At 74.3% G+C, this 14,964-nt stretch carries 10 protein-coding genes and 2 pseudogenes; 9 read left to right on the forward strand and 3 right to left on the reverse strand.

Features of this window, described 5'->3' with window-relative positions; all coding sequences use genetic code 11:
• Positions 1-80 precede the first annotated feature (80 nt).
• Positions 81-800 (forward strand): TetR/AcrR family transcriptional regulator C-terminal domain-containing protein, encoded by a 720-nt coding sequence (locus ABD981_RS31415; RefSeq protein WP_046912328.1) that lies wholly within the window; start codon positions 81-83, stop codon positions 798-800.
• Positions 801-830: 30 nt separating this feature from the next.
• On the opposite strand, the gene ABD981_RS31420 is transcribed toward ABD981_RS31415, so the two are convergent.
• The 3 genes and pseudogenes from ABD981_RS31420 to hmgA form a co-directional block, all read right to left on the reverse strand.
• Positions 831-2,051, reverse strand: coding sequence for a type ISP restriction/modification enzyme (locus tag ABD981_RS31420; RefSeq protein WP_046912327.1), 1,221 nt, complete (start codon positions 2,049-2,051; stop codon positions 831-833).
• Between the two features lie 62 nt (positions 2,052-2,113).
• The gene (locus tag ABD981_RS31425) at positions 2,114-2,863 is read right to left on the reverse strand and encodes a GntR family transcriptional regulator (RefSeq protein WP_046912326.1); all 750 of its coding nucleotides are present in this window, start codon (positions 2,861-2,863) and stop codon (positions 2,114-2,116) included.
• A gap of 42 nt (positions 2,864-2,905) precedes the next feature.
• Positions 2,906-4,220, reverse strand: a pseudogene (gene hmgA, locus ABD981_RS31430) (homogentisate 1,2-dioxygenase).
• A 150-nt stretch (positions 4,221-4,370) separates the two neighbouring features.
• Between hmgA and ABD981_RS31435 the strand changes: the two are divergent.
• From ABD981_RS31435 to ABD981_RS31470, 8 genes and pseudogenes are all read left to right on the forward strand, one after another.
• Entirely contained in the window at positions 4,371-6,458 is a 2,088-nt protein-coding gene (locus ABD981_RS31435; RefSeq protein WP_046912324.1) for a right-handed parallel beta-helix repeat-containing protein, read from the forward strand.
• The gene (locus ABD981_RS31440; RefSeq protein WP_046912335.1) at positions 6,455-7,258 is read left to right on the forward strand and encodes a cupredoxin domain-containing protein; all 804 of its coding nucleotides are present in this window, start codon (positions 6,455-6,457) and stop codon (positions 7,256-7,258) included. The genes ABD981_RS31435 and ABD981_RS31440 overlap by 4 nt, the downstream gene beginning before the upstream one ends.
• An 89-nt stretch (positions 7,259-7,347) precedes the next feature.
• Entirely contained in the window at positions 7,348-8,622 is a 1,275-nt protein-coding gene (locus ABD981_RS31445) for a hypothetical protein (protein ID WP_046912334.1), read from the forward strand.
• 151 nt (positions 8,623-8,773) lie between these two features.
• Positions 8,774-9,385 (forward strand): TetR/AcrR family transcriptional regulator, encoded by a 612-nt coding sequence (locus tag ABD981_RS31450; RefSeq protein ID WP_046912333.1) that lies wholly within the window; start codon positions 8,774-8,776, stop codon positions 9,383-9,385.
• Positions 9,386-9,565: 180 nt separating this feature from the next.
• Complete coding sequence (locus tag ABD981_RS31455) at positions 9,566-11,047, forward strand: CitMHS family transporter (protein ID WP_046912323.1); 1,482 nt, start codon at positions 9,566-9,568, stop codon at positions 11,045-11,047.
• Between the two features lie 388 nt (positions 11,048-11,435).
• Positions 11,436-11,900, forward strand: coding sequence for a hypothetical protein (locus tag ABD981_RS31460; RefSeq protein ID WP_345530434.1), 465 nt, complete (start codon positions 11,436-11,438; stop codon positions 11,898-11,900).
• A 172-nt stretch (positions 11,901-12,072) separates the two neighbouring features.
• Positions 12,073-12,730, forward strand: a pseudogene (locus ABD981_RS31465) (class F sortase).
• An 835-nt stretch (positions 12,731-13,565) separates the two neighbouring features.
• Positions 13,566-14,957 carry an aldehyde dehydrogenase family protein gene (locus tag ABD981_RS31470; RefSeq protein WP_046911398.1) on the forward strand — a complete coding sequence of 464 codons (1,392 nt, stop codon included), beginning with the start codon at positions 13,566-13,568 and terminating at the stop codon, positions 14,955-14,957.
• Positions 14,958-14,964: the final 7 nt, after the last annotated feature.

Consider the following 14,964-nt stretch of genomic DNA (forward strand, 5'->3'; position numbering starts at 1 on the left):
ACCCTAGCGCACTACGTACGGTGTACGTAACAGGGTGGGCGCGGACGCGTCACTACGATGGGGCGACGAGGTGATGAGCGATGGCGGGCCGAGCGGCCGAACCCGAAGTGATCTGGGCGCGCCCCGAGCGCACGGGCCGAGGCCCGAGACCGGCCTACAGCCGGGGCGACATCGCGGCCGCGGCCGTCCGCATCGCCGACGCCGACGGCATCGACGCCGTCTCCATGCGCCGGGTCGCCGCCGAACTCGGCTGCGGCACCATGTCGCTGTACAACTACGTGCCGCGCAAGGAGGACCTGTACGAGCTGATGGTCGACGCGGCGAGCGCGGAGTACGAGCTGCCCGACGCGCCCAGCGGCGACTGGCGGGCGGACATGACCGGCCTCGCCCGGCAGACCCGCGCGATCATGTACCGGCACCCCTGGCTGTCCCGCGTGATGACCACCGCCTACGGCTTCAGTCCGCAGGCCCTGCGCTACCTGGAGTGGTGCCTGGGCTGCCTGGAGCCCCTCGACGTGGACCCCGGGCTCAAGATGCAGCTGATCGCGATGGTCAACGGCACGGTCATGGCCACCGTCCGCAACGAGCAGGCCATCGCCGAGCGCTCCCGCGGACTGCCCTGGTCCGAGGCGGAGGAACAGGCGGTCCGCGGCGCCTATCTGATGGGCCAGGTGTCGACGGGTGCCTACCCGCACCTGGCCGCGCTGCTCGCCACGTCCGCCGGACCCGTCGACGCCGAGGAGGTCTTCGAGCAGACCATCGCCCGGCTCCTCGACTCCTTCGCGCCGCGGGGCGCCTGACACCCCTTCCCGCGGGCCCCGCGGGAGCGCTCACAGGAGCATGAACTGCCCCTCCGGACCCTCCTCCTGATGGTCGAGCACGGACGCGGGGCGGCGCGCCCCCTCCGGCACGGGGAGCACCCCGGCCGCCCGCAGGGCGCCCCGGGTCACTCCGGCCGACAGAGCCCGCGCCGTGAGCGCCGCGCGCTCCGGGGCGCGCCCGGCGAGCAGGGCGAGGACCGTGATCAGTTCGAGCAGCTCCGAGGTCCACTCCTGCGGCCAGGCCGCCGGGCCGATCGCCTCCAGACTGCCCGGCTCGGCCGGCGCGGTCCGGTGCGCGAACCACTGCTCCAGCATCCGCACGCCCCCCACCTCGAACTCCCAGGCACCGGCCGGAACGGGGGAGATCCGCCCTTCGCCCAGGCGCAGCACCTCCTCCTCGGGGTCGTACCCGAGCTCCGTCGGCCGGGCCGGAACCGCCGCCCGTACGTAGGGCCTGCGGCCGCCCGGCAGCCGCGGCCGCGTCCCGCCCCGGGCGCCGCGCAGCTGTACCTCGGTGAGCTCCCGGCCCAGTGCCACGCCCGCCGCCCACACCTCCGGGTCCGCCGGCAGCGGCACCCGGCAGCCCGCGGGTGAGGGCAGGCCCGCCGCCACGGCCCAGGCCAGCAGGTCCGGCGGGCCCACCCCGGACCCGTAGCGCTCGCTCAGCAGCGGCAGCAGGCCCGGCGCCAGGTTGGGCTCCGTGCCGCCGGGGCGGCGGAAGAGCGGGCGGATGCGGCCCGGGCGGCCGGCGGGGGAGCGCCCGTCGGGCAGCACGGCCGTCACGAGCAGCGCGGGGCCGGCCGCGCCCGGCACGTACCCCTGCTCGACGGCGAACAACTGGTGCGCGTCGGCGACCCGCCACAGCTCGGGGCGGGCGGTGTCGATCAGCCGGTGGTCGGGGAGCAGCCACTGCTCGTCGAACGGCCCGTGCGCCAGCCGCACCGGCTCAGGGCAGCGGCCCTCCTCCCGGGCGAACCGGACCGTGCCGGTCCGCTGCCCGGGCAGCGCGGCCACCGAACTCGCCGGCGTCCGGGCCCGGCTGGGGCGGAACAGCTCCTCGCGCTCCGCGCCCCGCGCGGCCACGAGCCGGTCCCAGCGGGCCCTGAGGGTGCGCGGGTCCGGGGCGACGATCCAGGCGCGGCCGAGCCGCAGCGGAGCCGTGGACCACGGCATGAGGTCGTCGAGCAGGGGCGCGTCGAGCAGCGGCAGGTCCTCCGTCACGCCCCGCATGCTAGGGCCTGTCCGGGGGATCGGGGCCGGGGCCGCGACCCGCCGGACAGGCCCTGCGCCGGTCAGTGCGCCTCCACCGTCACGGTGAAGGAGAAGCGGTCGCCCCGGTAGCGGATGCGGGCCACGTCGACGACCCGGCCCTCGTCGTCGTAGGTCACGCCCGTGTAGTGCAGGATCGGGGAGAGCAGCGGCACCTGGAGCAGTCCGGCGGTCTCGGGGTCGGCCAGCCGGGCCTCGACGGTGTCGGTGATCCGGCTGATCCGGACGCCCACCAGGTCCCGCAGCACCTTGGTCATCGGCCAGCGCTCCAGGTCCGCCGGGTCGATGCCGGCCGCGATCTCCGGGAGCACCGCGTTCTCCGCCCAGTTGGTGGGCTCGCCGCTCTCGCCGTCGGCGCGCAGCCGCCGGTAGACCGCGACCTCCTCGGCGCCGGGGAAGTACTCCGCCAGCTCCCCGGGGACCGGCTCGACGCCGTGCCCGAGGACCGTGGTCCGCTCGCCGGACTGCTGGGCCACGATCGCGTCGATCGAGCCGAGCAGCCGGCGCGGGGTGGAGCGCCGGGCGCCCGGCTCGATGAAGGTGCCGCGCCGCCGGTGCCTGCTGATCAGGCCCTCCTCCTCCAGCTCCTTGAGGGCCTGGCGCATGGTCAGCACGCTGACGCCGTAGTGCGCGGCGAGCTGCTCCTCGGTGGGCAGCCGCAGCGAGGCGTCAGGGGTGCGGCCCAGTATGGAGGCGCGCAGCGACTGCGAGACCTGGTACCAGAGCGGCAGCTTCCGGTTCAGGACCAGCGAGTCGGGGGCGAAGGCGGTCACGGCGTTCTCCGTACGACGACTACGAGACTTCCGGCCGGGATGTTACGGCCGGAAGTGGCGCTGAAGACCCTGCCATACGTCGTCGTAGCGCTGCTGCAGGTGGTCGGCCCCGGCCGCCTGCGGGGTGGCGGTGATCGGCCAGCGGGTCTCGAACATGAAGGCGAGGCCGTCGTCGACCTTGTGCGGCTTGAGCTCGGCGGCGCTGGCCCGGTCGAAGGTCTCCCGGTCCGGCCCGTGCGCGGACATCATGTTGTGCAGCGAGCCGCCGCCCGGGACGAAGCCCTCCGCCTTCGCGTCGTAGGCCCCCTCGATCAGGCCCATGTACTCGCTCATCACGTTGCGGTGGAAGTACGGCGGGCGGAAGGTGTCCTCGCCGACCAGCCAGCGCGGGGCGAACACCACGAAGTCGACGCCCGCGAGGCCCGGGGTGTCGGAGGGGGAGGTGAGCACCGTGAAGATCGACGGGTCCGGGTGGTCGTAGGAGATCGTCCCGATCACGTTGAAACGGCGCAGGTCGTAGACGTACGGCGTGTGGTTGCCGTGCCAGGCGACGACGTCCAGCGGGGAGTGGCCGTAGGTCGCCGACCAGAGGTTGCCGCAGTACTTGTTGACCACCTCGACCGGTCCCTCGACGTCCTCGTAGGCGGCGACGGGGGGCGCGGAAGTCGCGGGCGTTGGCCAGGCCGTTGGCGCCGATCGGGCCGAGGTCGGGGAGCTGGAAGGGCGCCCCGTAGTTCTCGCAGACGTAGCCGCGGGCGGTCGCGTCCAGCAGCTCGACCCGGAATCTGACCCCGCGCGGGACCAGCGCGACCTCGCCGGGGGAGACCGCGAGCAGGCCGAGCTCGGTGCGCAGCAGCAGCCCGCCGTGCTCGGGGACGATCAGCAGCTCGCCGTCGGCGTCGCTGAAGACCCGCTCCATCGGCGCGTTCGCGTGGTAGAGGTGCACGGCCATGCCGCTGCGCTGGGCGGCGTCGCCGTTGCCGCCGAGCGTCCACAGTCCGGCCAGCCAGTCGGTGCCGGCCGGGGGCTCCGGCAGCGGGTTCCAGCGCAGCCGGTTGGGGTCCGGCACGGTCTCGGTGAAGGGCGCGGTGCGCACGGCGCCGTTGTCGATCCGGGTGAACGGCGGATGGGCGGCCGAGGGGCGGATCCGGTAGAGCCAGGAGCGCCGGTTGTGCGCCCGCGGCTCCGTGAACGCGGAGCCGCTCAGCTGCTCCGCGTACAGGCCGAGCGGGGCCCGCTGCGGCGAGTTCCGGCCCTCCGGCAGGGCGCCGGGGACGGCCTCGGATCCGTGCTCGTTGCCGAATCCCGTGCTGTAGCTCAGCGCTGCGGCCGTCTTGCCGGCCTGTTCCGCGTTCATCGCGTGCTCCTGTCCTGACGCTCACAACAATCCTATGCATGACCGTAGGATTCCGCTCCCGCTCGCGTCAACGGTGCTTTTCCGGAGCTCTTGGACGAGGTGCGTGCACGGGGGGTTCCAAAAGATGAACATTGCTCTACTCTCTCGCGCATGTCGTGGACCAGAAGGCTCGTTCTCGCGCTCTCCGCCGTACTCGCGGCGCTCGCCGCCGCCCTCGTCGCCGCTCCCGCCGCCCAGGCGCACGAGGAACGGCCCGTCACCCTGCCCGACGGTTCCGGAAGCGTGCCCGTGCTGCGCACCGGCGAGCCGGACCTACTGGTCTGCAAGGCCGACCGGGCGGACTTCGAACGCCGGATCGCGGCCTTCCCGGCCGAGCTCAAGGCCCGCAACCGCGCCCTGTTCGCGCGCTGCGCCGCCCCCGGCTCCCGCCAGGGCTTCCGCCACCTCCAGCAGGCCGTCGACGCGGTGGACCGGCCCGGCATGACCATCGCGATCCTGCCCGGGCTCTACGAGGAGGAGCCCTCGCTGCCCGCGCCCACCGGCGCCTGCGCCGCCCTCAAGGCGCCCCGCTCGTCCCTCGGCTACCAGATCCTCAGCTACGAGCAGCAGAAGCAGTGCCCGCACAACCAGAACCTGGTCGCCATCCTCGGCAAGAAGAACCTCCAGGTCGAAGGCACCGGAGCCTCCCGCCTGGACGTCGTCGTCGACGCCAAGTACACCAAGCTCAACGCGATCCGGGCCGACGGCTCCGACGGGATCTACTTCCGCAACTTCACCGCCCAGCGCACCACCTTCAACTCGCTCTACATCCTCGCGGGCGACGGCTTCGTCATCGACGACGTCCTCACCCGCTGGAACGACGAGTACGGCTTCCTCACCTTCGCCTCCGACCACGGCCTCTACAAGAACTGCGAGTCCTACGGCAACGGCGACTCCGGCATCTACCCCGGCTCGGCCTCCAACATCAACGACGGCCGCGGCTACGACGTCCCCCGCTACTCCATCGAGATCACCGGCTGCCGCAGCCACCACAACATGGTCGGCTACAGCGGCACCGCCGGGGACTCGGTCTACGTCCACGACAACGAGTTCGACCACAACATGGGCGGCGCCTCCATGGACTCCGCCTTCCCCGGCCACCCCGGACTCCCGCAGAACCACGCCCGCTTCGAGCGGAACCTGATCCACGACAACAACCAGAACTACTACCGCCACGTCGCCGACGGCACCTGCGCCAAGCCGCCCGTCGAGCGCGGCTACGAACAGGGCGTCGTCTGCCCGCAGATCTCCATGCCGCCCGGCACCGGCATCATCACCGCGGGCGGCAACTGGAACCTCTACGAGAACAACTGGGTGTACGGGCACCAGCGCGCCGCCTTCTACCTCAACGCCGTCCCCGCCTTCATCCGAGGCGAGTCCGCCTGGGGCAAGCAGACCGACACCTCCCACCACAACCGCTACGCCGGGAACCACCTCGGCGTCGACCGCTCCGGCGCCTCCCGCCCCAACCGCACCGACGTCTGGTGGGACGGCCAGGGCAGTGGCAACTGCTGGCAGTCCGACTCCGGCGCCGCCTCCCCCTCCGCCCTCCCCGCCTGCGGCGCCGCCCGCGGCGAGGTCTCCGGCGACACCCGCCGCCTCGTCGGCGAGCCCGTCAAGCTCGCCCAACTCCTCGTCTGCGCCGACTACAACGTCCAGGCCCGCCGCCTGCCCGCGGGCTGCGACTGGTACGGCGCCCGCGGCATCCAGCGCGTCGAGACCCAGCTGACCCTCGGCGTCGCCGCCGTCCTCGCCCTGGTCGGCACCCTGCTCTGGTGGCGCCGCCTGCGCGGCAGCCGGCTCGCCGCCGTGGCCACCGGCCTGGGCCTGGCCGGACTCGCCCTCGACGTCGCCGGCTCGACCCTCGCCCTCACGCCCACCGCCGTCCCCGCACTGGCCCTGCTGCTCACCGGCCTCTGGTGGACCGGCATCGGCCTCGCCCTGCGCGCCGGCGGCACCCGCCCCGTCTTCGCCTGGACCACCGTGGTCCTGGGCGCCCTCACCCTCCTCGACGCCTTCGACAAGGCGGTCCTGATGATCCCCTGGATCCCCGTCGGCCCCGCCTGGGTGCGCGGACTGCTCGCCGTGGTCTGGGTCCTGTGGGCCGTGATCGTGGCCGGCGCCCGCACGCCCGCCCCGACCCCGCCCTCCACCCCGGCCGCGCCCGCCGCCACGGCCACCGCGGGCGGCGCCGCATGACCGCCCGCGTCACCCGCTCCGCCCGCGCCCTGCTCGCCCTCGCCGTGGGCGCGGCCCTGCTCGCCGGATGCGGCGGGCGCCCCACCACCCACCACAAGCCGGGCACCAGCCACCAGGAGGCCACCGGCGGCAACGGCACCCTCCTCGCCGCCGAGGACGCCTCCGGGCACCGCCTCCGCGAGGTGCCCGCCGCCGGGGCGCCGGGCGTGCGCGTCGAGGTCCGGCCCGACAGCGAGGGCGGCTGGAACGTCCACCTGCTGGTGGAGAGGTTCCGCTTCACCCCCGAGAGCACCGGCGGCGGCGCCCTGCTCGGCCGGGGCCACGCCCGGCTCCTCCTCGACGGCCGCGAGGCCGCCCGCGCCTATGGCCCCTGGGCCCACGTCCCGGCCGGCGCCCGCACCCTCACCGTCCGGCTGCACGCCGACGACCACACCGTCTGGGCCGTGGCGGGCCGCCCGGTCGAGGCCACCGTCCGCCTCGCCGACACCGCCGGCTCCGCGTCCCCGGTCACCCCGACCGCGCCGCCCGCCACGCCGGCCGGCCGTACCCTCACCATCACCGTCAGCGGCGACTCCGTACAACCACCCCCTTCCCGGGTCGAACTGAAGAAGGGCGAACGGCTCACCCTCCGTGTGACCAGCGACCGCGCCGACACCCTCCACGTGCACGGCTACGACCGCGAACTCCCCCTTCCCGCCGGAACGCCGGCCACCCTCACCCTGACCGCCGACCGCACCGGTCTCTTCGAGGTGGAGACCCACGAGTCCGGACTCGTGCTGACCCAACTCGTCGTCCGATGACGGGGCTCGTCCAGGCCGGCGCCCCCGCGCCCGGCCTGGCGGCCGCCGGGCTCCGCGCCGCCGGCCTCCCGGTCCCCGGCCCGGCCGGCCTGCCGCTCGCCCACGGCGTGGGCGCCCAGCACGACCTGCCCCTCTCGCCCTTCTACGCCTACGCGGGCGCCTTCGCCGCGCTGTTCGTCTCCTTCCTCTCGCTCGGCCTGCTCTGGTCCTCCTCCCGCTTCCGCGGCGACCGGGCCGGCCGCCCCCTGCCCGCCGCCGTCCAGCGCCTCGCCGACGCCCCCGCCACCCGCACCGCGCTGCGGGCACTCGGCGCCGCCGCCGCACTCCTCCTCGTCCTCCACCTCCTCCTCGGCCCCGACGACCCGGACCGCAACCCCGCGCCCGGCGCCGTCTACGTCCTGCTCTGGGTCGGACTCGTCCCCGCCTCCCTCCTCCTCGGCCCCGTCTGGCGCCTGGTCAACCCGCTCCGCACCCTCCACGCCCTGCTCCGGCGCCTGCGCCCCGCCAGGCGCCCGCCCCACCCCCTTCCCGCCCGGCTCGGCATCCGGCCCGCCGCCGCCGGACTCCTCCTCTTCACCTGGCTCGAACTCGTCGCCCCCGACAACACCACCGCGGCCGTCCTCCTGACCGCGCTCGGCGCGCACGTCGCCGTCCAGCTCCTCGGCGCCGTCCGCCACGGCCCCGACTGGTTCGCCCACGCCGACCCCTTCGAGGTCTACTCCTCCCTCCTCGCCCGGCTGTCCCCGCTCGGCCGCCGCGCCGACGGCCTCCTCGTCCTGCGCTCCCCCTTCAACGGCCTCGACGCCACCCCGCCGGTCCCCGGTCTCGTCGCCTCCGTCTGCGTCCTCCTCGGCTCCACCGCCTACGACGGCCTCTCCGACACCCCCCGCTGGATCACCGCCCTCCAGACCTCAGCCCTCGGGCGCACCCCCACCGCCACCCTCGGACTGCTCGCCGCCGTCGCCCTCGTCGCCGCCCTCTACGGACTCTGCGCCGGCGCCCTGCGCCTGCTGAACCGCGAGCTCACCACCCCGCTCACCTCCTTCGCCCACTCGCTCCTGCCCATCGCCCTCGGCTACCTCGTCGCCCACTACTTCTCGCTCTTCGTCACCGAAGGCCCACGTACCGTCATCATGGCAGCGGGCACTGACAACGCCCCCTCGCCCGCTCCGCCCCTGGGTCCCGGCGGCCTCGCCGTCCTCCAGGTCGCCTCGATCGTCATCGGCCACGTGCTCGGCGTCGTCGCCGCCCACGACCGCTCCGTCCGCCTCTTCCCGCCCGACCGGGCCGTGGCCGGCCAACTCCCGCTGTTCGCGCTGATGATCGCGTACACCCTCGGCGGCATCGGCCTGCTGATCGCCTGACCGCGAACGGAACGGCATGATGGTCCCCGTGCCCCAGCCCGACCCGCAGTCCCCGCCGCCACAGCAGTCCGAGCCGTCGGCCGCCCGGCCGTCCACCCGGCCGTCCACCCGGCCGGCCGGGCCGCCGTCCGCGCCGGCGACGGCCCCGGCGCTGCGCCGCGCCCCCGTCCAGCAGCGCAGCGCCGAACGCCTCGCCCGCATCCTCGACGCCTGCGCCGAACTCCTCGACGAGACCGGCTACGAGCACCTGAGCACCCGCGCCGTCGCGGCCCGGGCGGGCGTCCCCATCGGCTCCGTCTACCGCTTCTTCCCCAACAAGCGGGCCCTGGCCACCGCCCTCGCCCACCGCAACCTCGACCGTTACGCGGCGCGCATCGCCGTGCGGCTCGACGTGCTGCCCGACCGGGGCGAGTCCGGTGGCCCCCGCGACGCCGTCGCGGTCGTCGACGCGGTCCTCGACGAGTACATCGCGATGAAGCGGACCGTGCCCGGCTTCGCGCGCGTCGACTTCGGCGTCCCGGCCCCCGGCGAGGCGGGCGACGAGCCCCCCAACCACCTCGTCGCCGACCGCATCTGCGGGCTGCTGGCCGGCCCCCTCGGCCGTCCCGTGGACGAGGTGCTGCGCCGCAAGGTGCTCGTCGGCGTCGAAGCCACCGACGCCCTGCTCCAACTCGCCTTCCGCGCCGACCCGTCCGGCGACCCGGCGCTGATCGACGAGACCCGCGAGCTCCTCCACGCCTACCTGGCGCCTTCCCTCGGCTGAGGCCGCCGAGGGGGAGTGGGGTGCCTCCGGTCGGCCCGGACGGATCGCCCACGCTGTGACCTGGGGTTTTGCTCGTATTGCTCACGCGTCAACATCTTGTTAACGCCGGAACGCGCCACCTACCGTCATCCGCACCGCCGCTCTGGCGGGAGTTCAAGGGTGAACGTGAGGTGTCCTCCCATGCTGACCATCCTCGGCTTCGCCATGATCGCGACCTTCCTGGTCCTGATCATGACGAAGAAGATGTCGCCGATCGCGGCGCTCGTGCTGATTCCCGCGCTGTTCTGCGTCGCCGTCGGACAAGGGGCCCAGCTGGGCGACTACGTCATCGAAGGCGTCGGCAAGCTGGCCCCGACGGCCGCGATGCTGATGTTCGCGATCGTCTACTTCGGCGTCATGATCGACGTCGGCCTGTTCGATCCGATCGTCCGCGGCATCCTGCGCTTCTGCAAGGCCGACCCGATGCGCGTCGTGGTCGGTACGGCGGTGCTCGCCGCGATCGTCTCGCTGGACGGCGACGGCTCCACCACCTTCATGATCACCGTCTCGGCGATGTACCCGCTCTACAAGCGGCTCGGCATGAGCCTGGTCGTCATGACCGGTGTCGCCGCCACCGCCAACGGCGTCATGAACACCCTCCCGTGGGGCGGTCCGACGGCCCGTGCGGCCACCGCGCTCAAGCTGGACGCGGCCGACATCTTCGTCCCGATGATCCCGGCGCTCGCGGTGGGTCTGCTCTTCGTCTTCGGCCTCTCCTATGTGCTGGGTCTCCGCGAGCGCAAGCGCGTCGGCTACCTCAGCCTCGACGCGGTGCTGGTCCCGGAGGCCGAGACCGTCCTGGTCGGCGCCGGTGGCGGCGGCACCGCGTCCGGCGAGGGCGCCAAGGCCGGCGGGGGCGGCGAGTCCGGCCAGTCCGGCAAGGCCGGCAAGGGTGTCCAGGGGGCCGGTTCCGGTGGCGGCCTCGTCGAGGGTGCCGGGGCGGATGGCGGCGAGGGTGGCGCCGCCGAGGCCGACGGCGGCTTCCAGGGGCTCGACCCGAACCGCGCGACCCTGCGACCCAAGCTGTACTGGTTCAACGCCGGGCTCACCGTCGTCCTGCTCGCCGCGATGATCATGGAGCTGCTCCCGATCCCGGTGCTCTTCCTGCTCGGCGCCGCGCTCGCGCTCACCGTGAACTACCCGAAGATGGCCGAGCAGAAGGCCCGTATCGCCGCCCACGCCGACAACGTCCTCAACGTCTCCGGCATGGTCTTCGCCGCCGCCGTCTTCACCGGTGTGCTCACCGGCACCGGCATGGTCAAGCACATGGCCGACTGGCTGGTCGGCGCCATCCCCGAGGGCATGGGGCCGCACATGGCGCTGGTCACCGGCGTGCTGAGCCTCCCGCTGACGTACTTCATGTCGAACGACGGCTTCTACTTCGGCGTCCTGCCGGTGCTCGCCGAGGCCGGCGCCGCCCACGGCGTGTCCCCGCTGGAGATCGCCCGCGCCTCGCTGGTCGGCCAGGCGCTGCACATGTCGAGCCCCCTGGTCCCGGCGGTGTACGTGCTGGTGGGCATGGCGAAGGTGGAGTTCGGCGACCACACCAGGTTCACGGTGAAGTGGGCGGCGCTGACCTCGCTGGTGGTCCTCGCGGCCGGGATCCTCTTCGGGATCATCTAGGCCCGGACGGGTGGAACTCGGAGGGTGGCACGGCACGGTGCCACCCTCCGTAGTCGTGCGATCACTAATAGTCGGATTATCGGTTCACCGAATCCGAGATCCGTACGACTGGAGGACACTCGCATGACCGTTCCGGCTCTCCGCCCTCTGCTCTCCGCCGCCGTGGCCGGCCTCGCCGTGGGTGCCGTCACCCTGGCCGGTGCTCCCGCCGCGTTCGCGGCCCCCGGCGACGACGGCGACATCAAGGTCCACCGTGCCGGCACGGTCGAACCCGACCAGAGCACCCACCCCCAGGTCTGCGAGTTCCACTTCGCCGCCTTCAACTTCAACGACCTCACCACGATCCACTGGGACATCTACAACCAGCCCCCCCGGCACCCCACCGGCCGTGCGGTCGGGCGACATCGCCCTCGACTCCTCCTTCAACGGCTACAGCCCCGACATGACGCTCCCCGACGGCATGTACAAGGTCGAGGTGACGTGGGTGGGCCAGTCGGGCGCCAAGAAGAGCAAGGTCTTCCGGGTCGACTGCGAGAACCCCACCAGCCCGCCGACCACGCCGCCGCCCACCACCACGCCGCCCACCACGCCGCCTCCGACCAACGGCGGGTACAGCAACGGCGGCGGCAACGGCGGGTACAGCGACGGCGGCGGCAACGGCGGGTACGGCAACGGCCACCACAAGCCGCCGCACGGACCGGTCGGAGCGGGCGGCGGCGGGGCGGTCGACACCACCGCCTCCGATGACGGCTCCGCCTTCGGCGTCGGAGCGGCCGTCGCCGCCGGTCTCGCCGGCACCGCGGGCCTGATCCTCATCCGTCGTGCGCGCCGCCGCAACGATGGCGCCGCGTAGGTCTCCCTCCCCGCGCAGGACGGTACCCACCGGCCGGGCTCCCTCCGCCTCACCGAACGAGCGGAGCCCGCGCCGGACCCACCCGCGCGGGCCTGCCTCGCGCAGACCCACCACCCGCCGTCAGCGCCGGCTCCGCAGGCTCGCGAGGACCGTCGCCGTGACCCTCACCCTGGTGATCGGCGGCGTCTGGTGGGCCCAGGACGGCGAGCCGGAGGGCCCGGCCCTCGCGGCCGGCCCCGCCGCGCACGGCGTGGCGGCGCCGGCCGCGGCACCGGGGGACCCCAAGCCCAAGAGCGCCCCGCGCCCCGCCCCCCGCCCCGTGGCCCGCGCCACGGCGAAGCCGCAGCCCCCACCCGCACCCCTCGGGCGATCCGCGCCCACGACCCTCGCCGTCCCCGCCATCACCATCGAGGCCCCCGTCATGAAGCTCGGCCTCGATGCCGCAGGCGCCCTCGGCACCCCGCCGGTCGACAACCCCAAGGTCGTCGGGTGGTACGCCGAGGGCCCGGCCCCCCGGCGAACGCGGCACCGCCGTCGTCGTCGGCCACCGCGACACCCGCACCGGACCGGCGATCTTCCTCAACCTCCACGTGCTCGCCCCCGGCAACACCGTCCGGATCGCCCGCGCCGACGGCCGCGTCGCCGTCTTCACGGTCGACCGGGTCCGTACGTACGCCAAGTCCGCCTTCCCCGACAAGGAGGTGTACGGCAGTACGGGCCGCCCCGAGCTGCGTCTGCTCACCTGCGGCGGGGCCTTCGACCGCAAGGCGGGCTACGAGTCGAACATCGTGGTCTTCGCCCACCTCACGGGCGTGGACCGGGAGATCTGACCCCATCGGGGCCGCCCGCCGCGGCCCCCGACCCGCCCCGACCCGCCCCGGCGGGCCCTCGCCACCCGGCGCGCGCCCGCCGGATACGGCTGTTCCGCCGCGTCCGCGTGGCGTGGCGAGAAATCGCCAACCCCCTTCCGTCCTCACGGGCCCGGCGCGGAAGATGGTCGTGGAGCCGGAAGGAGCCCGCGTCCGCCGCGTGGAGATCGTCCGGCACCAGCATCACGGGCCGCTCCTCAGCCGACTCGCCGAGCGGCCCCGCCCTCGCCCGGAACAGCCGGTCCCGCTCCTCCTCGGGGCCGTGCCCCGCCTCCGGGTGGACCAGGCCCAAGGACGGCAGCAGAGAAGCCGGTTCGGGATGCTCCGCTCCCGCGCGGGCCCGCTCCGCGGTCGGCCGGTCCGCCGACCAGCCGTCCAGGGCCTCGGCCAAGGGGCCGCGCGCCGTGTGCCCTCCGCGCTGCGGCCCGCGCCCCACGTCACGGCGTCGCCGCGCGTCGCCGATCCCCACATCACCGCGTCGCCGATCCCCACAGTGCCGCACCGCCGCGCCCCGCAGCACCGCACCGTCGCGCCCCGCACCGTCGCGCCCCACAGCACCGCACCGTCGCGCCCCGCACCGCCCTGCGCGGACCGGGCAAGGCGGAACCCCCCAGTTCGCGGGCGGCAGGCCTGTCCGGGGCGCCCGTGGACAGGGTGGGAAGCGGAACGCGAGGATCGGTGCGTACCGGAACACCGGCACCGGCGGGAAGGGACCTGGCGCCCGAAAACTAACAGCGCTAGTTTGGGTGCCGGTCACGCGAGCAAGCGCGCGCCCCGAGGTGTGAGGAGACAGCGGATGAAGGCCCACGACGCGATGTACATCGGCGGGGAGTGGCGCCCCGCCGCGTCCGCGGAGACGATCGCCGTGATCGACCCCGCCGACGAGCGGGTCATCGCCCACGTGCCGGCCGGCACCGCCGAGGACGTCGACGCCGCCGTCCGGGCCGCCCGCGCCGCCTTCCCCGGATGGGCCGCCACCCAGCCCGCCGAGCGGGCCGCCCGGATCGGCGCGCTGCGCGACGCGCTCGCCGCCCGCGCCGAGGAGATCGCCGCCACGGTCACCGCCGAGCTCGGCGCCCCGCCGCAGCTCGCCGCCGCCGTGCACGCCGGGCTGCCGATCGCCGTGGCCGGTTCGTACGCCGAACTCGCCGCCACCCACCCCTTCGAGGAGAAGGTCGGCAACTCCACCGTCTACTCCGAGCCGGTCGGCGTCGTCGCCGCGATCACCCCCTGGAACTATCCGCTCCACCAGATAGTCGCCAAGGTCGCCCCGGCCCTCGCCGCGGGCTGCACCGTCGTCCTCAAGCCCGCCGAGGACACCCCGCTGACCGCCCAGCTCTTCGCCGAGGCCGTCCACGCCGCCGGGGTCCCGGCCGGTGTGTTCAACCTGGTCACGGGGCTCGGAACGGTCGCCGGCCAGGCGCTCGCCGAGCACCCCGGCGTGGACCTCGTCTCCTTCACCGGCTCCACCGCCGTCGGCCGGCGGATCGGCGCCCTCGCGGGCGGCGCGGTCAAGCGGGTCGCCCTCGAACTCGGCGGCAAGTCCGCCAACGTGATCCTGCCCGGTGCCGACCTCGCCAAGGCCGTCGCCGTCGGCGTCGCCAACGTCATGTCCAACTCCGGCCAGACCTGCAGCGCCTGGACCCGGATGCTGGTCCCCGCCGAGCGGTACGAGGAGGCGGTCGCCCTCGCCGTCGAGGCCGTCGCCAAGTACGTCCCCGGCGAGCGGCTCGGCCCGCTCGTCAGCGCCCGGCAGCGCGACCGGGTGCGCGGCTACATCGAGAAGGGCGTCGCGGAGGGCGCCCGGCTCGTCGCGGGCGGACCCGAGGCCCCGCGCGAGACCGGCTACTACGTCGCCCCGACCGTCTTCGCCGACGTCACCCCCGAGATGACCATCGCGCAGGAGGAGATCTTCGGCCCGGTCGTCTCGATCATCCGGTACGAGGACGAGGCCGACGCGCTCGCCATCGCCAACGGCACCGTGTACGGGCTCGGCGGCGCCGTCTGGGGCGAGCCGGAGGAGGCCGTCGCCTTCGCCCGCCGCATGGAGACCGGCCAGGTCGACATCAACGGCGGCCGCTTCAACCCGCTGGCCCCCTTCGGCGGCTGGAAGCAGTCGGGCGTCGGCCGCGAGCTCGGCGCGCACGGCCTCGCCGAGTACCTCCAGACCAAGTCCCTGCAGTTCTGAGCGCCGT

Origin of the sequence: Streptomyces showdoensis (genome assembly GCF_039535475.1) — a bacterium.
Classification (GTDB): domain Bacteria; phylum Actinomycetota; class Actinomycetes; order Streptomycetales; family Streptomycetaceae; genus Streptomyces; species Streptomyces showdoensis.